This window comes from Nocardia brasiliensis IFM 10847, from assembly GCF_000710915.1.
Classification (GTDB): Bacteria; Actinomycetota; Actinomycetes; order Mycobacteriales; family Mycobacteriaceae; genus Nocardia; species Nocardia brasiliensis_A.
Map to the genome: position 1 here is coordinate 1 of NZ_BAUA01000060.1, position 23,848 is coordinate 23,848.

The 23,848-nt window shown below is 69.1% G+C and carries 25 protein-coding genes; 14 read left to right on the forward strand and 11 right to left on the reverse strand.

Going from position 1 to position 23,848, the window contains the following annotated elements; translation table 11 throughout:
- Positions 1 to 31: 31 nt before the first annotated feature.
- The gene (locus NBRGI_RS12225) at positions 32 to 826 is read right to left on the reverse strand and encodes an enoyl-CoA hydratase/isomerase family protein (protein ID WP_029895625.1); all 795 of its coding nucleotides are present in this window, start codon (positions 824 to 826) and stop codon (positions 32 to 34) included.
- On the reverse strand, positions 823 to 1,839 hold the full coding sequence (locus tag NBRGI_RS12230) for a TIGR03617 family F420-dependent LLM class oxidoreductase (protein WP_029895627.1): 1,017 nt from the start codon (positions 1,837 to 1,839) through the stop codon (positions 823 to 825). Before NBRGI_RS12230 ends, NBRGI_RS12225 begins: the two co-directional genes overlap by 4 nt.
- Before the next feature lie 129 nt (positions 1,840 to 1,968).
- Here NBRGI_RS12230 and NBRGI_RS12235 point away from each other — a divergent pair, with 129 nt between their 5' ends.
- The 7 genes from NBRGI_RS12235 to NBRGI_RS12265 all read left to right on the forward strand — a co-directional run bounded on the left by NBRGI_RS12235 (position 1,969) and on the right by NBRGI_RS12265 (position 6,735).
- Positions 1,969 to 2,469, forward strand: coding sequence for a GNAT family N-acetyltransferase (locus NBRGI_RS12235; RefSeq protein WP_063726257.1), 501 nt, complete (start codon positions 1,969 to 1,971; stop codon positions 2,467 to 2,469).
- An 87-nt stretch (positions 2,470 to 2,556) separates the two neighbouring features.
- Entirely contained in the window at positions 2,557 to 2,949 is a 393-nt protein-coding gene (locus NBRGI_RS12240) for a VOC family protein (RefSeq protein ID WP_029895631.1), read from the forward strand.
- A gap of 101 nt (positions 2,950 to 3,050) precedes the next feature.
- Positions 3,051 to 3,725 (forward strand): cysteine hydrolase family protein, encoded by a 675-nt coding sequence (locus NBRGI_RS12245; protein WP_029895633.1) that lies wholly within the window; start codon positions 3,051 to 3,053, stop codon positions 3,723 to 3,725.
- A 384-nt stretch (positions 3,726 to 4,109) separates the two neighbouring features.
- Positions 4,110 to 4,640, forward strand: a complete 531-nt coding sequence (locus NBRGI_RS12250) for a GtrA family protein (protein ID WP_029895635.1) — start codon at positions 4,110 to 4,112, stop codon at positions 4,638 to 4,640.
- A gap of 22 nt (positions 4,641 to 4,662) precedes the next feature.
- Positions 4,663 to 5,307: a formylglycine-generating enzyme family protein gene (locus NBRGI_RS12255; protein ID WP_200882159.1), complete on the forward strand. Its 645-nt coding sequence runs from the start codon at positions 4,663 to 4,665 to the stop codon at positions 5,305 to 5,307.
- Between the two features lie 144 nt (positions 5,308 to 5,451).
- The gene (locus NBRGI_RS12260) at positions 5,452 to 5,733 is read left to right on the forward strand and encodes a hypothetical protein (protein ID WP_029895639.1); all 282 of its coding nucleotides are present in this window, start codon (positions 5,452 to 5,454) and stop codon (positions 5,731 to 5,733) included.
- A gap of 42 nt (positions 5,734 to 5,775) precedes the next feature.
- Positions 5,776 to 6,735 carry a helix-turn-helix transcriptional regulator gene (locus NBRGI_RS12265; protein ID WP_029895641.1) on the forward strand — a complete coding sequence of 320 codons (960 nt, stop codon included), beginning with the start codon at positions 5,776 to 5,778 and terminating at the stop codon, positions 6,733 to 6,735.
- A 94-nt stretch (positions 6,736 to 6,829) separates the two neighbouring features.
- Here the strand turns inward: NBRGI_RS12265 and NBRGI_RS12270 are convergent, their stop codons facing one another.
- Both NBRGI_RS12270 and cobN read right to left on the reverse strand, forming a co-directional pair.
- Positions 6,830 to 7,357 carry a hypothetical protein gene (locus tag NBRGI_RS12270; protein ID WP_029895643.1) on the reverse strand — a complete coding sequence of 176 codons (528 nt, stop codon included), beginning with the start codon at positions 7,355 to 7,357 and terminating at the stop codon, positions 6,830 to 6,832.
- A gap of 178 nt (positions 7,358 to 7,535) precedes the next feature.
- Positions 7,536 to 11,153 (reverse strand): cobaltochelatase subunit CobN, encoded by a 3,618-nt coding sequence (gene cobN, locus NBRGI_RS12275; RefSeq protein WP_029895645.1) that lies wholly within the window; start codon positions 11,151 to 11,153, stop codon positions 7,536 to 7,538.
- A gap of 384 nt (positions 11,154 to 11,537) precedes the next feature.
- Here cobN and NBRGI_RS12280 point away from each other — a divergent pair, with 384 nt between their 5' ends.
- A complete protein-coding gene (locus tag NBRGI_RS12280) occupies positions 11,538 to 12,746 on the forward strand; it encodes a nitrite/sulfite reductase (protein WP_029895647.1) in 1,209 nt (402 codons plus the stop codon).
- A gap of 90 nt (positions 12,747 to 12,836) precedes the next feature.
- Here the strand turns inward: NBRGI_RS12280 and ddaH are convergent, their stop codons facing one another.
- Positions 12,837 to 13,676, reverse strand: coding sequence for a dimethylargininase (gene ddaH, locus NBRGI_RS12285; RefSeq protein WP_235210927.1), 840 nt, complete (start codon positions 13,674 to 13,676; stop codon positions 12,837 to 12,839).
- A 138-nt stretch (positions 13,677 to 13,814) separates the two neighbouring features.
- On the opposite strand from ddaH, the gene NBRGI_RS12290 reads away from it, so the two are divergent.
- The 5 genes from NBRGI_RS12290 (at position 13,815) to NBRGI_RS12310 (ending at position 17,635) form a co-directional block, all read left to right on the forward strand.
- Positions 13,815 to 14,252, forward strand: coding sequence for an Lrp/AsnC family transcriptional regulator (locus NBRGI_RS12290; RefSeq protein ID WP_029895651.1), 438 nt, complete (start codon positions 13,815 to 13,817; stop codon positions 14,250 to 14,252).
- A gap of 54 nt (positions 14,253 to 14,306) precedes the next feature.
- Complete coding sequence (locus NBRGI_RS12295) at positions 14,307 to 14,942, forward strand: precorrin-8X methylmutase (protein ID WP_029895653.1); 636 nt, start codon at positions 14,307 to 14,309, stop codon at positions 14,940 to 14,942.
- The gene (locus NBRGI_RS12300; protein ID WP_029895654.1) at positions 14,939 to 16,726 is read left to right on the forward strand and encodes a precorrin-2 C(20)-methyltransferase; all 1,788 of its coding nucleotides are present in this window, start codon (positions 14,939 to 14,941) and stop codon (positions 16,724 to 16,726) included. The genes NBRGI_RS12295 and NBRGI_RS12300 overlap by 4 nt, the downstream gene beginning before the upstream one ends.
- A gap of 32 nt (positions 16,727 to 16,758) precedes the next feature.
- Positions 16,759 to 17,028 (forward strand): hypothetical protein, encoded by a 270-nt coding sequence (locus tag NBRGI_RS12305; protein ID WP_014986140.1) that lies wholly within the window; start codon positions 16,759 to 16,761, stop codon positions 17,026 to 17,028.
- Between the two features lie 76 nt (positions 17,029 to 17,104).
- Complete coding sequence (locus NBRGI_RS12310) at positions 17,105 to 17,635, forward strand: PadR family transcriptional regulator (RefSeq protein ID WP_029895658.1); 531 nt, start codon at positions 17,105 to 17,107, stop codon at positions 17,633 to 17,635.
- Here NBRGI_RS12310 and NBRGI_RS12315 read toward each other — a convergent pair.
- From NBRGI_RS12315 to NBRGI_RS12335, 4 genes are all read right to left on the reverse strand, one after another.
- Positions 17,612 to 18,370 carry a cobalt-precorrin-6A reductase gene (locus NBRGI_RS12315; RefSeq protein ID WP_029895660.1) on the reverse strand — a complete coding sequence of 253 codons (759 nt, stop codon included), beginning with the start codon at positions 18,368 to 18,370 and terminating at the stop codon, positions 17,612 to 17,614. The two genes, NBRGI_RS12310 and NBRGI_RS12315, sit on opposite strands and share 24 nt — an antisense overlap.
- Positions 18,367 to 18,990 carry a hypothetical protein gene (locus NBRGI_RS12320; RefSeq protein WP_029895662.1) on the reverse strand — a complete coding sequence of 208 codons (624 nt, stop codon included), beginning with the start codon at positions 18,988 to 18,990 and terminating at the stop codon, positions 18,367 to 18,369. The genes NBRGI_RS12315 and NBRGI_RS12320 overlap by 4 nt, the downstream gene beginning before the upstream one ends.
- 80 nt (positions 18,991 to 19,070) lie before the next feature.
- Positions 19,071 to 20,327: a bifunctional cobalt-precorrin-7 (C(5))-methyltransferase/cobalt-precorrin-6B (C(15))-methyltransferase gene (locus tag NBRGI_RS12325; protein WP_029895664.1), complete on the reverse strand. Its 1,257-nt coding sequence runs from the start codon at positions 20,325 to 20,327 to the stop codon at positions 19,071 to 19,073.
- A 190-nt stretch (positions 20,328 to 20,517) separates the two neighbouring features.
- Complete coding sequence (locus tag NBRGI_RS12335) at positions 20,518 to 21,273, reverse strand: SDR family NAD(P)-dependent oxidoreductase (protein ID WP_029895669.1); 756 nt, start codon at positions 21,271 to 21,273, stop codon at positions 20,518 to 20,520.
- A 183-nt stretch (positions 21,274 to 21,456) separates the two neighbouring features.
- On the opposite strand from NBRGI_RS12335, the gene NBRGI_RS12340 reads away from it, so the two are divergent.
- A complete protein-coding gene (locus NBRGI_RS12340; RefSeq protein ID WP_029895671.1) occupies positions 21,457 to 21,873 on the forward strand; it encodes a pyridoxamine 5'-phosphate oxidase family protein in 417 nt (138 codons plus the stop codon).
- A gap of 120 nt (positions 21,874 to 21,993) precedes the next feature.
- On the opposite strand, the gene NBRGI_RS12345 is transcribed toward NBRGI_RS12340, so the two are convergent.
- Both NBRGI_RS12345 and NBRGI_RS45120 read right to left on the reverse strand, forming a co-directional pair.
- A complete protein-coding gene (locus tag NBRGI_RS12345; protein WP_029895673.1) occupies positions 21,994 to 23,121 on the reverse strand; it encodes a M24 family metallopeptidase in 1,128 nt (375 codons plus the stop codon).
- On the reverse strand, positions 23,118 to 23,750 hold the full coding sequence (locus NBRGI_RS45120) for a TetR/AcrR family transcriptional regulator (RefSeq protein ID WP_051727689.1): 633 nt from the start codon (positions 23,748 to 23,750) through the stop codon (positions 23,118 to 23,120). Before NBRGI_RS45120 ends, NBRGI_RS12345 begins: the two co-directional genes overlap by 4 nt.
- Between the last annotated feature and the right edge of the window lie 98 nt (positions 23,751 to 23,848).

The window sequence follows — 23,848 nt, forward strand, 5'->3', positions numbered from 1 at the left end:
ACGAGTATCGGCAGCTGCCGAGCTCCTGCAACTACTCCCCCGCCGAAAACCGCGCCGCCCAACGCGGTTCCCGCCGGTCCAGATACGCTCGCATCCCTTCGACGGCATCGGGCGAGCCCATCACCCGGTGGTGCAGTTCGGTTTCCAGTTCTGCCACCTGCTCCGGGCCGAACCCGTGCCGGGCGGTGTCCCAGAGCAGTCTCTTGCACAGGGCCGCGGAGGTCGGGGAGACGTTGGTGGCGATGTCGTGTGCCATCGCGAGCGCGGCGGGTAGCACCTCGGCGGACGGCAGGCATCGACTGGCCAGGCCGAGGCGCGCCATGTCGGCGCCGTCGAGCCTGCGGCCGGTGAGCAGGATTTCGGCGGCGACGGCGGTGCCGGCGATCTGTGGAATCGTCCAGTGCGCCAGGGCATCCGGCACCAGGCCGAAGCGGACCTGCGGCACGGCGTAGCTCGCGTCGGTGGCGGCGATGCGGATATCGGCCTGCATCGCGAGGGTGCAGCCGATGCCGATGGCGTGGCCGTTCATCGCCGCGATCACCGGCTTGCCGAGATCGAACGCGGGCGGCGTCACCGGCGACGCACTGAAACTCGGGTCGGCGCCGACGGCGAACGTGTCCTCACCACCGGACAGGTCCGCCCCGGCACAGAAGGCCGGTGGTGTGCCGGTGAGCACGACGACGCGCACCGCGTCATCGGCGTCGAGGGCACGGTAGTACTCGCCCAACGCGGTTCCCATCTGCTTCGTGAACGCGTTGCGCCGCTCGGGTCGATGCAGCGTGAGGATCGCGACGCCGTCTTCGACCCGTACCAGGACCTCGCTCACGCGACACCGCCCTGTAAAGCCCGAATCAGGTCCGCGACATGCGAATTCGAGACGGGATAACCGGGAAAATAGCAGCACACCCGCTCGGCGACCGCCCCGAATCGGTCCAGGATCGCGGCGGCGCAGTGCTCGGGCGTGCCGTGCACGGCGAGGGTGGTGAGCATCGTGTCATCGATCAGGCTCGCCATGGTGGCCCGATCACCTTGCTTGGACAGAAGATTCAGCTCGGGTTGCAGGTCCGCCCACCCCTCGACCTCCAGCACGGGCCGATAGGCGGGCGTGGAACCATAGAACGCCAGCAGTTCCCGCACGCCCGTCGCCGCGGCGGTCAGTTCCGCGTCGGTGCGGCCGACGCCGACGATGACCTGCGGGTAGATCCGCAGCTGCGCCGACGTCCGTCCGGCGCGCGCCAAACCGTCGGCGACCGCGGGCAGTGTCCGTTGCCGAAAGTGCTCGGCGCTGTTGAACGGCATGACCAGCAGGCCGTCGGCGACCTCCGCCGCGGCCCTGGTCATCCGCGGGCCGAGCGCGCCGAGACAGACTTCGGGCGGGCCGTACGGGTTCGGCCCGGGATCGAACATCGGCGGCATCAGCGTGTGCGTGCTGAACCGCCCACGAAAGCGTAACGCCGAACGCCCTTCCCAGGCGTCGAAGATCGCCTTGATCGCGAGCACGGTCTCGCGCATCCGCGCCACCGGCTCGGACCACTGTGCGCCGTAACGCTTCTCGATATGCGGACGCACCTGCGATCCGAGACCGAGGCGAAATCGCCCGCCGCTCAGGGTTTGCAGGTCGTAGGCGGTGTGCGCGAGATGAAGGGGGCTGCGCGGCAGCGCGATCGCGACATTGGACATCAGGTCGGCTCGCACGGTCGCGGCGGCCAGCGTCAGCGGCACGAAGATGTCGTTGGGACCTTCGAAGGTGAACAAACCGTCCGCACCGAGCCCTACGAGTTCCCGCGCACGGTCCGCGACCTGCGTCAATCCCGCGTCCAACCTCAGGTCGACCTTCACCGCATTTCCTCACCGTCGCGTCCTACGCACAATTACGTTAGAGCATGGCACGTAATTAAGCCCGTCCCGGATTCGGCATCGGACGCAAATGCATTGCGCGGCACCCGCCGGGTGGTCGACCATGCAGCGATGATCAACACGCGACGCCTCGTCGGCGACGACTGGCAGATCTTCCGGGACGTGCAGTTGGCCGGGTTGCTCGAGGCCCCCTACTCCGCGAACCTGACGCACGCACAGGCCGCCCAGCGCACCGAAACAGATTGGCGGCACAAGCTTTCCGAACGAACACTGTTCATCACGACGGTCGACGGCGAACCGGTCGGCCTCGCGGGCGGTGAACTCGGTGAGCATCCGGAAACGTCCATCCTGGTCTCGATGTGGGTCGCCCCGGCGGCGCGGGGCCTCGGCGTGGGCGACGCACTCGTGCGCACCGTGCTCGAGTGGGCCCGCGGCCAGGGGCATCGGCGGTCCCTGCTCTGGGTGCTCGACGGCAACGAACCGGCCGAGCGCCTCTATCTCCGGCACGGTTTCCAGCGGACCGGACGACGTCGGGCAATGCCTCGGGACAAGTCCATGATCGAGGTCGAGATGGCACTCGACCTGGCGCCCGTCCCATTCGCCGCCCGGTAGCCAATCTCACAAAGATCGAGGCAGCGCCGATTGCCGCTATACGGTAATTTACCTTTCCAAATGGCTGCGGGGATCCAAGGAGTCGGTATGCACTTCGGCGGGGTGGCGTTACTGGTGGACGACGTGGACGCGACGGTGGCGTTCTACGAGGCGGCCTTCGGTCTCGGACAGGTGTTCGCCGACGGCGACGGCACCTTCGTGGTGCTCGGCCGGCCCGGCTGGTCCGATGGGCCCTCCGCGCCCTATCTCAGCGTCGAACACCGGCGCAAGATCGAGGACTACGCCGAACCCCGGCCCACCGACGGTTTTCGCGTGCTGCTCGAAACCGACGACGTGGACGACGCTTATCGCCGCGCGGTCGAGGCCGGTGCGCGCAGCGCGTTGGTCCCGACCACGCGACCCTGGGGGCAGCGCGTCGCGGCGGTCATCGATCTGAACGACGCCATCGTGGAGATCAACGGGCCCGTCACGCCGGACTGACGGGCCGGAATCCGCACCCGCGCCTGCCGTTTCGTGACGCCGTCGGCCGTGCCGTCCTACCCTCGAGACAAGGGTTCCTCGACGCGCACGGGAGGACGCCGATGGTCGACACCGCAGTGCTCCTGATCGACTTGCAGAACACCTACATCGCCGACGACGGCGTCCGTGACGCGCTGGGCTGGCCACCCATCTGGCGCCTCGACGCGGTCGTCGGCGCATGCGCCGAGTTGGCCGAACAGGCGCGGCGCCAACATTTCCCGCTCATCTACTCCCGGATGATCGCCGGACAGTCCGGCTTGATCGGCACCGGCCCGCGACCGCGCAGACATCTGCAGCACCGTCGTCATCTGGTCCCGAAAGTGTCTGCCGAGCAACGCGAGTGGAAGACCCGCATCATGGACGACGTCGCACCGCGCCACGGCGACATGGTGCTCACCAAGACCCGGCACAGCTTCTTCGCCTACACCGAACTCGAGCCGCTGCTCCGCAATCTCGGCGCGCACCGCCTCGTCGTCGCCGGATTGCAGACCAATGTCTGCGTCGAGGCCACCGTGCGGGCCGCACTGGAACGCAATTTCGACGTCGCCGTGCCCGATGACGCGGTCAGCACGGACGGCCCCGCCCTGCACTTCGCCTCCCTGGACGCCATGCGGGTGCTGTACGTCGAGGTCGCGCCGTGGCGCGAGCTACTGGCGCCGGACGCGCCGTGGGATCGCGCGTACACCACGCCCGACTACGGCCGCGATCCCGAATATTGGCGCAGCCCAACGGCTTGACGCACCGGACGCACAACGAGGGGCCGCAGCCGACGGCTGAGGCCCCTCGTGGTTGTACCGACCGGTGTCCGAGCCACTTTCCTCTGGGCCCCGGCCTCGATACAAGACACTCTCACATTTCCGGGCGTTCGGCGCACCGAGCGCGAGTGCAACTGTGACCAGCAGCGCATGTGCATCTGTACAGTCGGCCCACACGGCTCTGACCTGGGAAAATAGATGAGAGCTATGCGAATGAATATAACGGAAACATAACGGCCCGGCGTGATCGTTTTCATATCGTGCCCTTCGAAACACGAGATCCGTTCTCTCGCAAACGCACTCGCGAAACGAGGGAGAACCGGCGGCGGTGACGGCGGCCCGCCCGCACTCGGCTAACCTGGCCCGATGTTCTTGGCCCAGATTGTCGCTGCCCGCGTGCCGAGCCGAATGCTGTCGGCGTTCGTGCGCAACGCGGAGCTGCTGAAGTTTCTGACCGTCGGAGCGATCGCCTTCGTCACCACCTCGGTGCTGTTCTTCGGGCTGAAATGGACCGTCCTGCACGGTAAGCCGGTGACCGCCAACATGGTCGCCGTGCTGATCGCGACGGTCGTGTCCTACGTCCTGAACCGCGAGTGGGCGTTCACCGCACGCGGCGGACACGAGCGGCGGCACGAGGCGGCACTGTTCTTCGTGGTGGCGGGCATCGGCATGGTGATCAACCAGCTGCCGCTCGCGGTGTCGAGCTATATCTTCCAGCTCCGCGCGCCGCACGTGTCGGTGGTCACCGAGAACATTGCCGACTTCATCAGCGCGACGATCATCGGCACCCTGCTCGCGACGGTGTTCCGCTGGTGGGCCATGCGCAAGTACGTCTTCCCGCACCAGGTCGAGCCCGACCTGGAACGCGACGGGGCGATTCCCGAGCTGCGTGCCTGACCTGCGCGTGGACCCGCACGCCCTGATCACCGTGCCCGCGGGCACGGTACAGCTGGCGGATCGGCGGACCCGACGCCAGTGGACCGTCGATATCGCAACATTCCGGATCGGCGCGGTCCCGATCACCCAGGGACGTTATGCCCAGGTCACCGGGGAACGGCCGAGCAGTGCGCCGGGCGAGCGCCGACCCGTGGACTGCGTCTCCTGGTGGGACGCGGTGCGCTGCTGCAATGCCCTGTCCGAACAGGAGGGCTTGCGTCCCGCATACCGCATCGCCGACGAAGACATCGAGTGGGACACCGCGGCGGACGGCTACCGGCTGCCGAGCGAGGCCGAATGGGAGTACGCGTGCCGTGCGGGCAGCACCGGCCCGCGTTACGGCCCGCTCGACGACATCGCCTGGTACCGCGGGAATTCCGGCGACCGGATGCACGAGGTCGGCGGTAAGCGGCCCAATGCGTTCGGCCTGTTCGACATGCTCGGCAACACCTGGGACTGGTGCTGGGACATCTACGACGCCGAGGTCTACGGCTCCTACCGGGTGCTGCGGGGCGGGGGCTGGTTCGACGAGCACTGGAGCTGCCGGGCCGGTGTGCGCCGGCGCAGTCACCCCAGTTTGCGCCTCGATGATGTCGGCTTCCGGGTCGCGCGCACCATAACGCCCTGATCGGACATTCCCGACAGGTTCCGCCCTACGCTCCACGAAATCGTCAGGGCCGCACATACTGTCCGGTACAAGCATGGCTATCTCCCAGACAACGCGCCCGTGACACCGCATCCGGTGCCACATCGACCCGAAGCGAGCGTATTCATGGTCATCATCGCTGTGCACGACGCCCTCCTCGCCCAAATCGGTAACCCGACACCGGAAGCGCCGCCGGTCTCGGACAAGATCCTGCAGATGGTCCGCTACCTCACCTGGCTGGTGCTGCTGTCCGGCGTTTGCGGAATCACCTTCGCCGGTGGACGATTCGCCTGGGAGAAGTGGCAGGGCGGCGCGCTGGAGTCGCCGAAGATGATCGCGGGCGCGATGATCGGCGGGGTGGTCGCCACGAGCGCGGGCACGATCATGAACGCGGTGGTCGGCAGCTGATCGCGGAAGGTACTTTTCCGCGATTGCTGCGATGATCGACCGATGTTGGAGACCTCCGCACGATTGCTCCGGCTGTTGTCGCTGCTACAGCTGCATCGGGACTGGACCGGTCCCGCGCTCGCCGCACGCCTCGAGGTGTCCACCCGCACCATCCGCACCGATATCGAGCGACTGCGGACCCTGGGCTATCCGGTGCACGCGACGCCCGGTGTCGCGGGCGGCTACCGGCTCGGCGCGGGCTCCGCGCTGCCGCCGCTGCTGCTCGACGACGACGAGGCCGTCGCGGTCGCGGTCGGGCTGGCCACCGCGGCGAACGGCGCGGTCACCGGGATCGAGGAAACCTCGGTCCGCGCGCTGGTGAAGTTGCAACAGGTGCTGCCCGCACGGCTGCGGCACCGGGTCGCCACGCTCACCTCGGCCACCGTGCACGCACCGGAATTCCAGCGCACCACCGTCGACGCCGCGGTGCTCACCGCCGTGGCGGGGGCGATCCGGGCGAGCGAGCAGTTGCGCTTCGACTACGAGACGCACGCCGGGACGCCGTCGCGGCGCGCGGTCGAACCGCACCGGATGGTGCATTTCCGCGGGCGGTGGTACCTGGTCGCCTGGGATCCGGGCCGCGCCGACTGGCGCACCTTCCGGGTGGACCGGATCGCGCCGAAGACGCCCAACGGTCCGCGGTTCACGCCGCGCGAGATGTCCGAAGCCGAGATCGCCGAACGGGTGCAGCGCGGCGTCGAGGCCGCGACCTGGCGCTACCGTGCGACAGTACGCATGGCCGCACCCGCGCAGGAGATCCGGGCGAAGTTGCCGCCCGCGGTGTCGGTCACCGCGGACGGACCGGATCACTGTGTGGTGCAGGCGGGTTCGGACAACCCGCGGATGCTCGCGCACTATCTCGGTTTGGCCGACGTCGATTTCGAGGTGCTCGACGGCCCGGAACTCGTCGAGCAGTTGCTGGCGACCGCCGAGCGATTCCGGCGCGCGGCCGGTGCCGAATAAAACATCGACGCAGCACAATTCGGTGAAATAGCGAAACCCGGCCGACTCGGCAAGGGCCGATCGCGACCGGGTTCGCTCGTCCCGCGATTACCCGCTAGGGCTGGTTGGCGCCCGCGATACCGCCGATGATGCCACCGATGATGCAGCCGGGGATGGCCCCGATAATCGCGAAGATCAGCCCGATCAGGAAGCCGATCGCGCATCCGATCAACACGCCCGCGACGGTGGTGCCGGCGTCACCGATGAATTGCGGTGCGCCCGGCTCCGGGACCGCGGCCCCGACCGGCTGCAGCGTCAAAGTGGTTGCGGCGGCGTCGACCTGCGGCGCCACCCGAACCTGCTGCCCCGACACCGACTGCATCGTGGTCGGCACGGTGGCGACCAGCGAGCCGTCCGGCGCCACGACGGAGATGCCCTGATCGGGCGTGAGCACGAACTTGCCGGAGGCGAGCGTGACGGTCGCGCTCGAGTGGTCCGGCGCGACGGTGGCGGTGTAGGCCACCCCCTGATCGACGCCGTTGATCGCGTCGGCCACCTGCACCTCACCGTGCGCGGTGGCGGCGGCGATACCGGTCGCGGCAATGGTGAGAGCTGCGGTCGCTACGAATTTCCTGATATTCATAAGGCTTTCCAATCATCTAGCCGATTCGATTGGTGTTTCCTCGGCAAACAGCCGTGGAAACACCATCGATCATGCGCTCTCGGCAATGATGTTGTCGAGCGGATTCGGCAGATCGAATTGCCCTGCAAGATCAGCGATTTCGAAATTCCCCCGATAATTGGGGGGTTGCTTTTCCGGACTACTCCAATTCGCCCTCGGTCTCCAAATAGACCTGCCGCAACCGGTCCAGTGTCGCCTGCTCCGGGCGCTCCCACAAGTCCCGCTCGGCCGCCTCCAGCAGCCGCTCGGCAATGCCGTGCAGGGCCCACGGGTTGGACTGCTCCATGAACTTGCGGTTCACGTCGTCGAAAACGTAACTCTCCGCGAGCTTCTCGTACATCCAGTCGGCGACCACATTGGTGGTGGCGTCGTAGCCGAACAGGTAGTCGACGGTGGCGGCCATCTCGAACGCACCCTTGTAGCCGTGCCTGCGCATCGCCTCCAACCAGCGCGGGTTGACCACCCGGGCGCGGAACACCCGCGAGGTCTCCTCGGACAGCGTCCGGGTGCGCACCGCGTCGGGGCGGGTGCTGTCGCCGATGTAGGCCTCGGGGTTCTTACCGGTCAGCGCGCGAACCGTGGCGACCATGCCGCCGTGGAACTGGAAATAGTCGTCGGAGTCGGCGATATCGTGCTCGCGGGTGTCGGTGTTCTTGGCCGCCACCGCGATTCGGCGATACGCGGTGCGCATGTCGTCGGCCGCGGGCGCGCCGTCGAGATCACGGCCGTAGGCGTAGCCGCCCCAGGTGGTGTAGACCTGCGCGAGATCGTCGTCGGTGCGCCAGCTCTTGGCATCGATCAGCTGCAGCAGGCCCGCGCCGTAGGTGCCCGGCTTGGAACCGAAGATGCGGGTGGTGGCGCGGCGGGCGTCGCCGTGCTCGGCCAGATCCGCGGCGGCATGGGCGCGCACGTAATTGGACTCGGCGGGCTCGTCGAGCTCTGCGACCAACCGGACCGCGTCGTCCAGCAGCGCCAGCACGTGCGGGAACGCGTCGCGGAAGAAGCCGCTGATACGCACCGTGACATCGACACGGGGACGGGCCAATTCGTCGAGGGAGATCACCTCGAGCGTGGTGACCCGGCGGCTCGCCTCGTCCCAGACCGGCCGGACGCCCAGCAGGGCAAGGACTTCGGCGATATCGTCGCCGGAGGTGCGCATCGCCGAGGTGCCCCACACCGACAGTCCCACCGAGCGCGGGTACTCGCCGTGATCGGCGAGGTAGCGGGCCAGCAGCGAATCCGCCATGGCCTGACCGGTTTCCCAGGCCAGCCGCGAGGGGACGGCCTTCGGGTCGACCGAGTAGAAATTGCGGCCCGTGGGCAGCACATTGATCAGGCCGCGCAGCGGCGAGCCGCTGGGACCCGCGGGAATGAACCCGCCGTTCAACGCGTGCAGGACGCGCTCCACCTCGACCCCGGTCTGCCGCAGGCGCGGCACGACTTCGGCGGCGGCGAAACGCAATACCGCGCGCACCGCCGTCAGCTCGCGGTCGGCGGTCGCGCCCACCGCCGCGAACTCGTCGACGATCCGGTCGACCGCGTCCACGGACCAGTCGGCGGCCTGCAACGCGGCGACCAGGCCGCGGGCCTGCTCCTCCACCACATCGACCCGGCCACGGGCTTCGGTACCGGACTCGTCCAGCCCCAACGCTTCCCGCAGACCGGGCACGTTGCGTTCACCGCCCCACAGCTGGCGGGCGCGCAGCATGGCCAGCACCAGGTCCAGCTCGCTCTCCCCCGCCGGCGCCTGGCCGAGGATGTGCAGTCCGTCGCGGATCTGCACGTCCTTGATCTCACACAGCCAGCCGTCGACGTGCAGCAGCATGTCGTCGAAGACGTCTTCGTCCGGGCGTTCGGCCAGGCCCAGATCGTGGTCCATCTTCGCCGCACGCATCAACGTCCAGATCTGCTGCCGGATGGCGGGCAGCTTGGCCGGATCGAGGGTGGAGATGTTGGCGTGCTCGTCGAGCAGCTGCTCCAAACGCGAGATATCGCCGTAGCTTTCGGCTCGCGCCATCGGCGGGATCAGGTGGTCGACCAGCGTCGCGTGCGCCCGGCGCTTGGCCTGGGTGCCCTCGCCGGGATCATTCACCAGGAACGGGTAGATCAGCGGCAGGTCGCCGAGCGCGGCGTCGGTGCCACAGGACGCGGACATGCCGAGCGTCTTACCGGGCAGCCACTCCAGGTTGCCGTGCTTGCCGAGGTGCACCATCGCATCGGCGGCGAAACCCTCAGTCGCGCGCAACCATTGGTATGCAGCGAGATAGTGGTGGCTCGGCGGCAGGTCGGGGTCGTGATAGATGGCGACGGGATTCTCGCCGAAACCGCGCGGCGGCTGCACCATCAGCGCCACGTTGCCGAAGCGCAGTGCGGCGATGACGATCTCACCGTTCGGATCGGCCGAACGGTCCACGTACAGCTCGCCCGGCGGCGGGCCCCACGCCTCGATCACGGCCTCGCGCAGGTCGTCCGGCAGGGTGTCGAACCAGGCCGCGTAGGTGGCGGCGCCGATCCGGATCGGGTTACCCTCCAGCTGTTCCGCCGTCAGCCAGTCCGGATCCTGGCCGCCCGCCGCGATCAACGCGTGGATCAGCGCGTCGCCGTCCTGCTCGTCGAGGCCGGGGATCTCGCCGGGCGCGCCGAGATCGTAACCGGCCTTGCGCATTTCGGTGAGCAGACGGATCGCGCTGGCCGGCGTGTCCAAGCCGACCGCGTTGCCGATGCGGGCATGTTTGGTCGGGTACGCGGACAGCATCAGGGCGATGCGCTTACGCGCGGCCGGGATGTGGCGCAACCGCGCGTAACGCACCGCGATACCGGCGACGCGCGCCGCGCGCTCGGCATCGGGGACGTAGGTCGACAGTCCGTCGGCGTCGAACTCCTTGAACGAGAACGGAACAGTGATGATCCGACCGTCGAACTCGGGCACCGCGACCTGGGTGGCCACATCCAGCGGAGACAGCCCGTCGTCGTTGGCCGCCCACTGTTCGCGTCCGCTGGTGAGGCACAGGCCTTGGAGGATGGGCACATCCAGGTCGGCGAGCGCGCCCACGTCCCACGCCTCGTCCTCGCCGCCGGCCGAGGCGGTGGCGGGCTTGGTGCCGCCCGCCGCCAGCACCGTCACCACCAGCGCGTCGGCCTGCCGCAGGGTCGCGAGCAGCTCCGGTTCGGCGGTGCGCAGCGACGCGCAGTACAGCGGGAGCGGGCGGGCTCCGGTGTTCTCGATCGCCTGGCAGAGGGCGTCGATGTAGCCGGTGTTACCGGCCAGATGCTGTGCGCGGTAATAGATCACCGCGACCTTCGGCGCGTCCGCCGGTACCGCCACCCCCGGAGTCCGTTCCAGCACACCCCAACTCGGCAACTGCACCGGCGGCTCGAAGCCGTGGCCGGTCAGCAGCACCGTATCAGACAGGAAGTTGTGCAACTGGCGCAGATTCGCGGCGCCGCCGGCCGCGAGGTAGTTGTGCGCGTCCGCGGCGACACCGCCGGGCACCGTCGAACATTCCATCAGCTCCGCGTCCGGCGCGATCTCACCGCCGAGCGCCACCAGCGGCACCCCGCTGTCGCGGAGCGTCGCGAGCCCGTCCTCCCACGCACGCTTGCCGCCGAGGATGCGCACGATCACCAGATCGGCGCCGTCGAGCAGCGCCGGCAGATCGTCCACCAGCAGCCGGGCGGGGTTACCCCACCGATAGTCGGCGCCGCTGGCACGGGCGCTGAGCAAATCGGTATCGGACGTGGACAGCAGCAGGATCACAGGTGGCAGCCTTCCTCGGGTGACGCGCCCATCGGGTGTTCGCTGCTCGCTGCCGGGGGTCGGCAGCCAGCGGAGCCGGCGGAGTGGGCAAGCCCAGAGGGTCTGGCTTTCACAGTGGCGCGACCGCACCGGATTTACACCGGTTTCCTCGTCACCCGCCGAGCCTTGGGATGCTACCCCGCGCGTCGCGGTGCGACGCACCGAGGTTGGCCGTGTTCACCGAGCGAATAGTTCGAAGCCGCGCCCGTCAGCACCCGATTGCGAATCCGCAGATTTGTGAGCTGTCACCCAGAAATGTGCAACCGCTATGAATCAGCTACGAGCCGACCGCGCCGGCCGGTGCCGCCGCGCCGCGCCGGGGCGGTTTCGTAGGCTGGGGAGACTATGACGCGACGGGTTCCGGATTCTTGCCCTGGGGTGCTGCGGCTGCACGAGGCGGCGGATGGGCCGCTGGCCCGCATCCGGGTGCCCGGCGGGCGGATCGAACCGGCGCAGCTGCAAGTGCTGGCGGAAGCGGCACGCGACCTCGGAGACGGGAATCTCGAACTCACCTCGCGCGGGAATCTGCAGGTGCGGCAGGTGCGGGACGCGGCCGCGCTGACCGAGCGGCTCGACGCGGCCGGACTGCTGCCGAGCCGGACGCACGAGCGGGTACGCAATATCGTCGCCTCCCCGCTGTCGGGCCGCATCGGCGGAACCTCCGACGTGCACCGGTTCGTGCCGGTGCTCGACGCGGGACTGCGCGCGGCACCCCGCCTCGCCGAACTCCCGGGGCGGGTGCTGTTCACGCTCGACGACGGGCGCGGCGACGTCAGCGGGTTGAGCGGCGATATCGGCGTACACGCCACGGGCCCAGACGAATTCGCGCTGGTACTGGCCGGAGCGGACACCGGCATCCGGGTCTGCGCGGCCGACGCGGTGCACGTCGTGCTCGCCGCGGCACACGGCTTCCTGGACCTGCGCGACGACGAGGGCGGCCAGTGGCGGCTGCACGACATCGCCGACGGCGCCGAGCGGGTGGCCGAGCGCCTGGGGCTCGACCGCAGCGCCGATCGGCTGGAATTCGTTGCTGACCAAGATATTCCGATCGGCTGGCTCGATCAGGACAACGGATCGGTCAGCCTCGGCGCCGGCGTGCGGTTGGGTTCACTGCCCGCGCGCACCGCCGAATTCATCGCCGCGACAGAACGTCCCGTGTTCCTCACCCCGTGGCGCAGCCTCGTCATCGCCGACCTCGACGAATGGGCGGCCGAACAGGTCGTCCGAGTACTCGCCCCCATGGGCCTCATCTTCGACGCCAACTCCCCCTGGCTCCAGGTCAGCGCCTGCGCCGGCCGCCCCGGTTGCGCCAAGGCACTGACCGACGTCCGCGCCGACGTCACCGACGCAGTCGAATCCGGCCGAGTACTCCCACCCGCGAACGCCCCTTCGGCCCAAGCCGATTCCCCCGCGCACCAGCCCCCTGCCCTGAACGCCGCCGACGTGACCGTCGCAGGCCGCCAACACTGGTCCGGCTGCGAACGCCGCTGCGGCCGCCCCCGCGGCGAAGTCACCGACATCATCGCCACGGAACCCGGCTACCGCATCGACTGAACCACCGCCCGCGAAGCGCCTCCCGGCACGGCGACGGCCCGAGGGCTGCGGTGGCGGCGGCAGCCCTCGGGCCGTGCTATTCCGGTGGTGCTAGTGGATTTCGAGGGTGCAGCATTTGACGCTGCCGCCGGCTTTGAGCAGTTCGGACATGTCGATGCCGATCGGGTTGAAGCCGCGCTCGCGCAGGGATTCGCTGAGGGTGACGGCCTTGTCGCTGAGGAAGACGTTGAAACCGTCGGAGACACCGTTCAATCCGAGCACTTCGGCGTCGGCGTCGATGGCGACGATGGCGTCGGGGAAGAGCTCGGCGAGCACCGCCTGGCTCGCGGCGCTGAAGGCGGGCGGGAAGTAGGCGATGGTGGTGGCGTCGAGCGGCAGCAGCACGGTGTCGAGGTGGTAGAAGCGTGGGTCGACCAGTTCGAGCGAGATCACCTCGCGGGAAAAGTGCTGCGCCACTTCCTGATGCGCCGCCGGCGAGCTGCGGAAGCCCATCCCGGCGAGCAACCGCTCGCCGACCAGGAGGAAATCGCCCTCGCCCTCGTTCACCTCTTGGGCGTCGATCAGCCCGGCCAGACCGTGCTGGGCGAACCAGCGGTGGTAGGCGGGACCTTCGGCGGCCCGCTCGGCGTGGGTGAACTTGGCCGACATCGCGCGGTCGCCGATCACCAGGCCGCCGTTGGCGGCGAACACCATGTCGGGCAGGCCGGGCACGCCGGGCACGACATCGACCTTGTGCCCGTGCTCCTGGTAGGTGGCGCGCAGCCGCTCCCACTGGTCCAGGGCGAGCGCACGGTCGACGGGCGCGTCCGGATCCATCCACGGATTGATGCAGTAGGTGACCTCGAAGTGGTCCGGGCGGCACATGACGAACCGTTTCGGCAACGGCTGACGTGCGGTGGACTCGGCGCGGAGGGTGGCTACAGAAGTCAACGTGTCTCCCGGTAAGTCGGCGCGATCTTGCGGCTTACACGACAGTAATTCGCTTACTATTGCGTCAGAAACAGCGATTCGTTGCGCATATCTGCCCTAGAACATCGAATTATTGTGCGACGAGGAAAGGGTTGTGACGTGGACGACATCGACCGGCGGATCCTCGAGCACCTGCTCAGACAGGCCCGCGCCTCGTTCCAGGAGATCGGCAGCGCGGTGGGGCTGACCGCGCCCGCGGTGAAGCGTCGCGTCGACAAGATGGTGGCGAGCAAACAGATCATCGGCTTCACCGCCCTGGTGAACCCCGCCGCGCTCGGCTGGAAAACCGAGGCCTACGTCGAGGTCTACTACCGCGACAACATCTCCCCAGCCGAACTGCGCCGCAGCCTGGAACCGATTCCACAGGTGGTCGGCGTGTGGACGATCGCGGGCGAAGCCGACGCACTGGTGCACGTGATGGCCACGGACATGGCCGAAATCGAGGTCACCGTCGAACGCATCCGGGAGAACGCGCGGGTCGGGCGGACCCGCAGTTCCATCGTCATGTCCCGCATCCTCGAACGTCCCCGCACCTGACCTCCGGCTACCCGCGCCGAACTGGGCGGGCGCGCACGTCCTAGGGTGATGCGCATGTCCGACGTGCGTGCCAGCTACCTCACCGACGGGGCCGAGATCTATCGGCGCTCGTTCGCGATGATCCGCGACGAGGCGGACCTGCGCGGGTTCCCGCCGGACGTGGCGCAGGTGGTGGTGCGGATGATCCACGGCTGCGGACAGGTGGATCTGGCCGCGGACGTGGCGTTTTCGCCGGGCGTGGTGGCCGCGGCGCGCACGGCGCTGCGGGCCGGCGCGCCGATTCTGTGCGACGCGAACATGGTCGCCTCGGGCGTGACGCGCAAGCGACTGCCCGCGGACAACGAGGTGATCTGCACCTTGACCGACCCGCGGGTGCCGGAACTGGCTGCCGCCATGGGCAATACGCGCTCGGCCGCCGCCCTGGAACTGTGGCGGGACCGGCTCGACGGCGCGGTGGTCGCCATCGGGAACGCGCCGACGGCGCTGTTCCATCTGCTGGACATGCTGGACGCGGGTGCGCCGCGGCCCGCCGCCGTCCTCGGCATCCCGGTCGGCTTCATCGGCGCCGCCGAATCCAAGGACGCCCTGGCCGCTTTCGGCGAGGTCGAGTTCCTCACCGTCCGGGGCAGGCGCGGCGGCAGCGCCATCACCGCTTCGGCGTTGAATGCGATTGCGAGCGAACAGGAATGACCGAGACGACGACTACGCCCGGCAAACTGTGGGGTGTCGGACTCGGTCCCGGCGATCCGGAACTGGTCACGGTGAAGGCGGCGCGGGTGATCACCGCCGCCGACGTGATCGCGTTCCACAGCGCGCGGCACGGGCGCAGCATCTCACGCGCCATCGCCGCGCCCTATATGCGCGCCGACCAGCTCGAGGAGCATCTCGTCTACCCGGTGACGACCGAGACCACCGACCATCCCGGCGGTTATCAGGGCGCCATCGACGAGTTCTACGAGCAGGCCGCGCAACGCTTGGCCACCCACCTGGCGGCGGGCCGGTCGGTGGCGTTGCTCGCCGCGGGCGATCCGCTCTTCTACAGCTCCTACATGCATATGCACCGGCGGCTGGCCGATCGCTTCGAAGCCGAGATCGTTCCGGGCATCACCTCGGTGAGCGCGGCGTCGGCCGCGCTCGGCACCCCGCTGGTCGAGGGCGAGCAGGTGCTGACCGTGCTGCCCGGGACCATGGGAGTGGACGAACTCACCCGGCGGTTGCGCGATACCGAGGCCGCCGCCATCATGAAACTCGGCCGCACCTACCCCGGTGTGCGCCAAGCGCTTTCCGACTCCGGGCGACTCGCCGACGCGTACTACGTCGAGCGGGCGAGCAGCACCCGGCAACGGGTACTGCGCGCGGCCGACGTCGACGACGCGGACGTACCGTACTTCGCGATCACCGTGGTCCCCGGCCCCGCCCCGACCACCACCCCCGCTCTGACGGCGAATCCCGCTGCCGCTCAACAGATATCCCGGGATACCCGGAGTCGCCCTACTGACACCGGCCATACGGAGAACAGCTCCCCGACAACGCCGTCCGGCGCGCCAGAGCCCAGACCTGTTGCCGCGCAACTCGAGGAGCAGGACACCGCCCAGCCGATCTCTGCGGCGCGGGCCGCTCACGCCACATTCAGCGACCACGAACCGAGCCTCCGAGCCAGTGCCGCCGAGGAGTCCGCCGTCGGCACAGCGGATGCGGCCGCGGGCGGGCACGTCACCGTCGTCGGCCTCGGCCCCGGCGCGGCGGCCTGGACGACCAGTGAGGTGCTCGAAGCACTCTCGGATGCAACGGATCTCGTCGGTTACACCACCTACCTGAACCGGGTGCCCGTCCGCCCGGGACAGCGACGGCACGCCAGCGACAACCGGGTCGAATCCGAACGCGCCGCGATGGCACTGGATCTGGCGCGGCGCGGCGCGCGGGTCGTGGTGGTGTCGTCGGGTGATCCGGGAGTGTTCGCGATGGCGGCGGCCGTGCTGGAGGAGGCGGACGATCCCCAGTGGGCCGGCGTGCCGGTGCGCGTGCTGCCCGGCCTCACCGCGGCGAACGCGGTCGCCAGCCGGGTCGGCGCGCCGCTCGGGCACGACTACGCGATGATCTCGCTCTCCGACCGGCTCAAGCCGTGGGAGGTTGTCGCGCAACGACTTTCCGCGGTGGCCGCCGCCGATATGGCGATCGCCGTCTACAACCCCGCCTCGTCGCAGCGCACCTGGCAGGTCGGCGCCATGCGTGAGCTGCTGCTGGAGCATCGCAAGCCGGACACGCCGGTGGTGCTCGGCCGCGATGTCGGCGGCCCGACCGAGTCGGTGCGGGTGGTCGCGCTCGGCGAGCTCGACCCGGCGGACGTCGACATGCGCACCCTGTTGATCATCGGCGCGTCGACCACCGTGGCCACCGAAACCGACCATGGGGTCCGCGTCTACACCTCCCGCCGCTACGCCGGGGCGGGCGACGCGAGGTCGTCGAACGCGTAGGATCTCCTGACGCACCGACGATTGGAGGGATCTTGGCCGCGACACTGTCGGAGCTGACGCTGCGCGCCCGAGCCCTGGAGGCCCGAGCCACCGCGAGCGAACAGGCACTCGACGAACAGGGGGACGTTCTCAACGAACTCGCGGCACTCACCAGGAAGGCGCTCGACGGCATCCACCGGATCGACGAGCGCGCCGAACGGATCGAGGAAGATCTCGTCGAATTGCGCCGCAGCCAGATCCGTTTAGAGGCGGGCATGGCCCAGGTGCTGGCCCGGCTCGAGCTGCTGACCGGCGACAACTAGTGCACTGCCGAAGAACCTGACACGCGTTTCGTATAACATTCCACTATGGAATGTTGAGAGCGAAGGGAGCAGTCGGTTGACGAACACCGCGACCAGCCGCAAGCCGTTGAACTCCACGGCGGCGTCGCTGCTCGGATTTCTGCACGAGGGCCCGATGTCGGGCTGGGATCTGGTGGCCAAGGCCCAGGACCGGATCGGCGACTTCTGGACGATCACCCAGAGCCAGGTCTACCGGGAACTCGCCACGATGGACGCGGCGGGACTGGTGGAGAAAGGCGTCCCAGGGGCGCGCGAGCGCACGCCTTATCTGATCACCGACGCTGGGCGAGAAGCGTTCTCGGAGTGGATCGCCCGCGATCCGGGCGGCGAGAACATCCGCTTCCCGCTGTTGCTCACGCTCTCCTTCGGGGACCATCTCGATCGCGCCCACCTCGATCGCATCATCGCCGCCAACCGGGAGATCCATCAGGGCAGGCTGAGCAGGTATCTGGACGAGGACCCCACCGACCTACCGCCCTACGCCCGCGCCACGCTGGATTTCGGCATCGGCTACGAACGCGCCGTGCTCGACTGGTTCGATCGCCTACCCGAACTGCTCGGCCGCTGATCGCCGCGCCCGCAGCCATTCCCACACCTGCGCAACGGTTTCCATCGGCACGGCCCCGTCCGGCAGCGGCGGGCGCTCGATCACGACCACCGGTACTCCCGCCGCCCGGGCCGCGGCCAGCTTGGCCTCGGTCCGCTCGCCGCCGCTGTCCTTGGTGACCAGCAGATCGATGCGCCGGTCCGCGAGCAGGCGAGCTTCCTCGGCGAGCGTGAAAGGCCCACGTGCCAGCAGCAATTCGTGCCGCGGCGGCAGTGCGTCGGCGGGCGGGTCGATGGCGCGGATCAGGAACCACGGCCGGGTCAAGCCGGCGAACGCGGCGACGCCCTGTCGGCCGATGGTCAGGAAGACGCGTTCGCCTTGCTCGGCAACGGTTTTCGCGGCCGCGACCAGATCGGGTACGCGAATCCACCGATCGCCGGGGCCGGCGGTCCAGCCCGGCCGCCGCAGCTGCACCAGGGGCAGGCCGAGCGATTTCGTGGCGGCGGCCGCATGGACGCTGATCACCCCCGCGAACGGATGGGTGGCGTCGACCACGGCCTCGATCCCGTTGGCCGCCAACCATTCCGACAAACCCGCGACCCCGCCGAAACCGCCGACGCGCACCGCGCCGACCGGCAGCACCGGGTCGCGAACACGACCGGCGAGCGAGGAGACGATGTCGAATCCCGGCTCGCCGGTCGCGATGCGGGCGAGTTCCCGGGCTTCCCCGGTGCCGCCCAGAATCAGGGTTTTCAGGGCTGGCCGCTGAAGTAGGCGATACCCGCGTTCAGCAGCGACGGACCGCCCGCGACCGCGAGGCCGATGAGCGCGCCGAGCACGGCGCCGGGCACGATGCCGACCGCGAAGAACAGGAACCCGACCGCGGCCCCGATCAAGCCGCCCACCAGCGCACCGAGCGAAGCCCGCTGCAATTCCGCGAAGAACCACTCCTGCGCACCGATGAACTCGGCGGCGACCGGCGCGTTCGCGGACGGCTGCACCTTCGGGGTGAGCGTCAGCTGCCTGGCGTCGTCGGCGATGGCCGCGGCGATCTCCACCTGCTGCCCCTTGGCCGTCGCGGTGAGCGGGATGCTGGTGACGGTCTCCCCCGCCGCGTTCTGCAGCGTGACCGACTGCTTGTCGGCGGCCAGGGTGAACGCGCCGCCGGTGACGGTGGTGACGAGGGACTTGCCCGCGTCGGCCAGGGTCAGGGCGTAGTCGACGCCCTGGTCCTTACCGGTGACGGTGGGTGCGGTGGTTGCTTGGTCCTGCGTCGCAGGCGGAACGGGCGAGGGTGCGGCGTACCCGGTGCCCCCGCTGACGCCGGTAGCGGTGATGGCCAGAAATGCGGTTGCGGCGAACTTTTTGTATTTCATCTATCTCCCCATCAGGAACCGGATTTCCGATCATGATCGGATCTCGGCCACCGACCCTACCCGCCGCGGGTGCACGATTTTTATTCGCGGACCTCATTTCGCGGCCCCGCACTGTGCACTTTCACTACCGACCATTGCGTGACCGGCAACTGCGGACGCCAGGTCGTGAACGATCCCAACGGCTCCGCGCGATAGATCTGGAACTTACCCAACGCCCCGCCGTGCGCCGCCGCCCAGCTGAGCAGCAACGATTCGGATTCGGCCGTCACCGCGTTCGCGACGAGCCGACCGCCCTGGCGCAGCTGCGCCCAGCATGTCTCGAACAGGCCAGGCTGGGTGAGCCCGCCGCCGAGGAAAACCGCATCCGGCGCACCGGATTCGTGCATCAGCTCTGCGGGGGCGGCACCGCGCACCGCCACCTGTGGGACCCCGAGCGCCGCCGCGTTGTCGGCGATCTGCTGCCTGCGCTCGGCCGAACGTTCGAAAGAGACTGCGCGACAGCCGGGATGCGTGCGGCACCATTCGATCGCGATACTGCCCGAGCCGCCGCCGACATCCCAGAGCAGCTCGCCGGGCGCGGGGGCGAGCGCGGCGAGGGTGAGGGCGCGCACCTCGTGTTTGGTCAACTGACCGTCGCCGCCGAACAACTCGTCCGGCAGGCCCGGCACCCGCGTCGTCCGCGGCCTTGCCGGATCGGCCACACAGTCGATCGCCACGATGTTCAACGGATCGCCCGGCGGATACCGCCAGCGCTTCGCCGTATCGGTCACCAGCCGCTCGCCCGGGCCGCCGAGCTGTTCGAGCACGGTCAGCCCGGAATCACCGAAACCGTTGCGGGCCAGGAGTTCCGCGAGTGCGGCCGGAGTGTCGTGGTCGGCACTCAACACCAGGACGCGCCTGCCGTGCACCAGGTCCGGGAGTACGGTCGCCAGCGCTCGCCCGACCACGCTCACCACGGATATCTCGGCCAGCGGCCAGCCCAGGCGCGCGCAGGCCAGCGATGCCGAGGACGGCTGCGGCAGTACGCGCAACGCCGCCGGGCCCAGCAGTCGAGCCAAGGTCACGCCGATCCCGTAGAACATCGGATCTCCGCTGGCGAGTACGCACACCCGTGCCCCGTTGTGGCGCTCGAACAGCTCCGGCAAGGCGGGCACCAGGGGCGAGGGCCACGGCACCCGTTGCGAATCCCCTTCCGGCACAAGCGAAAGCTGACGCGCCGACCCGAAGACTACCTCCGCGCCCAGTACCGCGTCCCGTGCCGCGGCACTCAACCCGACCCATCCGTCGGCGCCGATACCGACGACCGCCACCGGCGGTCCCGCCCACGCCTGGGTCATCGCGCCCTTCCCGGCAGCGGATCGAAGACCACCGGCCGCGCGGCTCCTGCCCGCGGCGCACCGATCCACAAATCCATCACTCGCGACGACTCCTCCGGAAGAGCGAGGTGCCGTACCGCGTCCGCCCCGCCGCGGCAGCCGGGCCGGACAGCGGCCGCGTCCCTGCGGCGATCCGCGATCTCCGCTCCGCTCACCGGGGCATCCGACGCCAGATCGATTGGGGCAGTAGGCGCATGGCGAAGAAGATCGGTTGCAGGATGCGGGGGTACCAGACCAGCCTGGTGCGCTTGTGCAGACCCTTGACCACGGCGTCGGCCACCCGGGACGGCGTGCTGGAGAAGGGCGCCGGCTCCATGCCCTCGGTCATCCGGCCGATCACGAAGCCGGTGCGCACGAGGAGCAGGTGAACTCCCGTGTCGTGCAACGCATCCGAGAGACCGCTGGCGAAACCGTCCAGCCCCGCTTTCGCCGAGCCGTACACGTAGTTGGCCCGCCGGACCCGCATGCCCGCCACCGAACTGAACACGACGAGCTGCCCGTCCCCCTGTGCGCGCAGCATATTCGCGAGCGTGGTGAGCGCGCTGACCTGGGCGACGTAGTCGGTGTGCACCACGGCGAGCGCGTGCGCCGGATCCTGTTCGGCCCTGGCCTGATCGCCGAGCACACCGAACGCGAGGATGGCGACGCCGATCTGGCCGTGCTCGGCCGCCAGCTTCTCGAAAAGCGCGGGGTGCGCGGCCGTGTCGTCCGCGTCGAACTCCACGCAGTGCACGACTTCCGCACCGGCGGCCATGATCTCGGCGACCTGTTCGGACAGCTCACCGCTGCGGCGCGCCGCGAGGATCACCGTCTGTCCCGGTGCCAGCCGCCGCGCCACCTCCAGTCCGATCTCACTGCGCCCACCGAGCAACAACACCGTCCCGTCCGCAATCCCACGCGATCCCATGCGCCCAGTCTTACAGCACCATCGCGCGCGACCCGACATCGCCGAGCCATTTGGCGCGTACTGCCCCGCGCGCCCCGTGCTCGACGCGTGTCCGCACGTCCCGCCCGGTGTCGGCCAGCGGAAACCAGACGGTTCACAGCGCCCGTGCGCCGGGGATCTGAGCACGACCGCTACCGTCATGGCATGCCGACCCCCAGCACCGAGCTGTCCCCCGCCGCGCTCGAGTTCGTCACCGAACGGCACCTCGCGACCCTCAGCACGGTGCGGGCGAACGGGACACCACACGTCACCGCGGTCGGCTTCACCTGGGATCCCGAGGCAGGGCTCGTCCGGGTGATCACCGACGGCGGGTCGGCCAAGGTGCGCAACGTCCGGCGTGGCGGTTACGCGGCGGTGAGCCAGGTCGAAGGGCCGCGGTGGCTCACGCTGGAGGGTCCGGCGACGGTCCTCGACGCACCCGAGGACGTCGCCGAAGCCGAACGGCGCTATGCCGGGCGCTACCGCGTCCCCCGCGAGAACCCCACCCGCGTGGTCATCGCCATCGATGTCCGCCGCGTCCTGTCCAGTCGCACCCTGCTCGCCCCGGCCCTGGAGCCGTAGGCATCGTTGCTCGGCAGAAGTTCTCCCCGACGGCGGCCGTGCGGCGTCGAATGTGCTTGCCGCCGAGCCACTTCGGTATGCGCACCGGCCCCGTCCCTGAAGCGGGTGCGCATCCGTCGACTACAGGATGGTCAGGCCGTGGGGGCGCTGGTTCATCGACTCGCAGCCGTCCTCGGTGACCACGACGATGTCTTCGATGCGGGCGCCCCATGCGCCCCGGAAGTAGATGCCGGGTTCGATGCTGAACGCCATGCCCGTCTGCAGGATGAGATCGTTGCCCTCGATGATGTAGGGCTCCTCGTGCACCGAGAGGCCGATGCCGTGACCGGTACGGTGCACGAAGTTCGGACCGAAACCGGCTTCCACCAACAGATCTCGGCCCGCGGCGTCGACGGAGGCGGCGGTGACGCCGGGCCGGACGGCGGCGACGGACGCGGCTTGGGCGCGCTCGAGGACGGCGATCCGGGCGGCGATCTCGGGATTGGGTGCACCCATCGCGTAGGTGCGGGTGGAGTCGGAGTAGTAGCCGGGCTCGACGGGGCCGCCGATATCGATGACCACCACGTCACCGGCTTCGATGCGGCGCTCGGAGACGCCGTGGTGCGGGTCGGCGCCGTGCGGTCCGCTGCCGACGATGACGAACGCGGCGGCGGTATGGCCCTCCTCGCGGATGGCGGCCGAGATATCGGCGCCGACCTCCGCTTCGGTGCGGCCGATCTGGAGGAACTCGCCCATTCGCGCGTGCACCCGGTCGATCGCTGCGCCGGCCCGGCACAGCGCGTCGATCTCCGCGGCATCCTTGATCATGCGCATCTCCCGCAGCACCGGCGTGGCCGAGGAGGGCAGGCCGGTGAACGACTGGGCCAGCGGGATGAGGTGCAGCGCGGGCATCGCCTCGGCGACCGCGACCCGGGAGCCGACGTGCAGCGCGGACTTCACCAGTCCATACGGATCGACGCCGTCGACCCAATCGAGCACCTGCAGGTTGAGCTCGGCCGCCGCGGAACCTTCCAGCGCGGCCAGTTCCATCTTCGGGATCACCACCGACGGCGTCGCCCCGTCGGCGGGGATGACCAAGCAGGTCAGCCGCTCGAACGAATCTGCCGCCGAACCGATCAGGTACCGCAGATCCGGCCCCGGGGTGATCAACAAAGCGTCCAGGTGAGCGGCGCGCATCAGCGCCACCGCCCGCTCCAACCGTTCACCGTAGACATCCGCCGCGAACCTGGCATCCGTATGCGAGCTCATTCGTCCGACGTTACCCGCCCGGCCCGTCCCGGCGAACCCGAACTCCCGCCCCCGGAGATCAGTTTGCGGGCGGTGAATCGGACCGTTTCGTCCCAGTCGTGCGGGTGCAGGTAACGACGCACGCTGGTGAAGTGGTCGGCCAGGCCGGTGATGACCGACCACAGGACCGTCACGGTCATGCCCGGGTCGTCCCCGAGGTCCAGCCGCTCGACGGTGTGCAGGATCAGATCGTAGGCGCGGGCGGCCGCGGTGATCAGCTGTGCACCGGACTCGTCGCTCAGGTCGACCTCGCCGGCCAGCACGGCCCAGATATTGAGTTCGCGCCCGTACACCCGGTACATCTCCAGGTATTCGGTCGCGACGAGGACGAACAACTCCTCGAGATCTTCGGTCGCCGCGCAGCTCGGCTCGACCTTGCCGACGAATTCCTCGAGCCGTTCGGCGTACAGGGTCGCGTAGAGCGCCTCTTTGGTCGCGAAGTAGGTGTAGACCGTGCCCGGGCTGATGCCCGCGCCCCGGGCGACATCGCGCATCTGCAATGCCGCGTAACCCTTTTCGGTCAGCAGTCGCCGCCCCGCGACGAGGATGTCTCGTCGCCGGGTCTCGCGGTCGCCCCATTTGGTGGCCATGCACCTGCCGTTCCGAACCGGGTTCAATTTGCCTGACCCGAGGGTGGTGCACCGCGGGCGCGGGTGTCAAGCAGGGCCGACCGCTTCGGCGAGCCGGG

Excerpts from the sequence above, each read along its gene's own strand:
- NBRGI_RS12235 (WP_063726257.1), top strand. The coding sequence starts at position 1,969 with ATGATCAACACGCGACGCCTCGTCGGCGACGACTGGCAGATCTTCCGG.
- NBRGI_RS12240 (WP_029895631.1), top strand. The coding sequence starts at position 2,557 with ATGCACTTCGGCGGGGTGGCGTTACTGGTGGACGACGTGGACGCGACG.
- NBRGI_RS12245 (WP_029895633.1), top strand. The coding sequence starts at position 3,051 with ATGGTCGACACCGCAGTGCTCCTGATCGACTTGCAGAACACCTACATC.
- NBRGI_RS12250 (WP_029895635.1), top strand. The coding sequence starts at position 4,110 with ATGTTCTTGGCCCAGATTGTCGCTGCCCGCGTGCCGAGCCGAATGCTG.
- NBRGI_RS12260 (WP_029895639.1), top strand. The coding sequence starts at position 5,452 with ATGGTCATCATCGCTGTGCACGACGCCCTCCTCGCCCAAATCGGTAAC.
- NBRGI_RS12265 (WP_029895641.1), top strand. The coding sequence starts at position 5,776 with ATGTTGGAGACCTCCGCACGATTGCTCCGGCTGTTGTCGCTGCTACAG.
- NBRGI_RS12270 (WP_029895643.1), bottom strand. The coding sequence starts at position 7,357 with ATGAATATCAGGAAATTCGTAGCGACCGCAGCTCTCACCATTGCCGCG.
- NBRGI_RS12280 (WP_029895647.1), top strand. The coding sequence starts at position 11,538 with ATGACGCGACGGGTTCCGGATTCTTGCCCTGGGGTGCTGCGGCTGCAC.
- NBRGI_RS12295 (WP_029895653.1), top strand. The coding sequence starts at position 14,307 with ATGTCCGACGTGCGTGCCAGCTACCTCACCGACGGGGCCGAGATCTAT.
- NBRGI_RS12300 (WP_029895654.1), top strand. The coding sequence starts at position 14,939 with ATGACCGAGACGACGACTACGCCCGGCAAACTGTGGGGTGTCGGACTC.
- NBRGI_RS12320 (WP_029895662.1), bottom strand. The coding sequence starts at position 18,990 with ATGAAATACAAAAAGTTCGCCGCAACCGCATTTCTGGCCATCACCGCT.
- NBRGI_RS12325 (WP_029895664.1), bottom strand. The coding sequence starts at position 20,327 with ATGACCCAGGCGTGGGCGGGACCGCCGGTGGCGGTCGTCGGTATCGGC.
- NBRGI_RS12335 (WP_029895669.1), bottom strand. The coding sequence starts at position 21,273 with ATGGGATCGCGTGGGATTGCGGACGGGACGGTGTTGTTGCTCGGTGGG.
- NBRGI_RS12340 (WP_029895671.1), top strand. The coding sequence starts at position 21,457 with ATGCCGACCCCCAGCACCGAGCTGTCCCCCGCCGCGCTCGAGTTCGTC.
- NBRGI_RS12345 (WP_029895673.1), bottom strand. The coding sequence starts at position 23,121 with ATGAGCTCGCATACGGATGCCAGGTTCGCGGCGGATGTCTACGGTGAA.
- NBRGI_RS45120 (WP_051727689.1), bottom strand. The coding sequence starts at position 23,750 with ATGGCCACCAAATGGGGCGACCGCGAGACCCGGCGACGAGACATCCTC.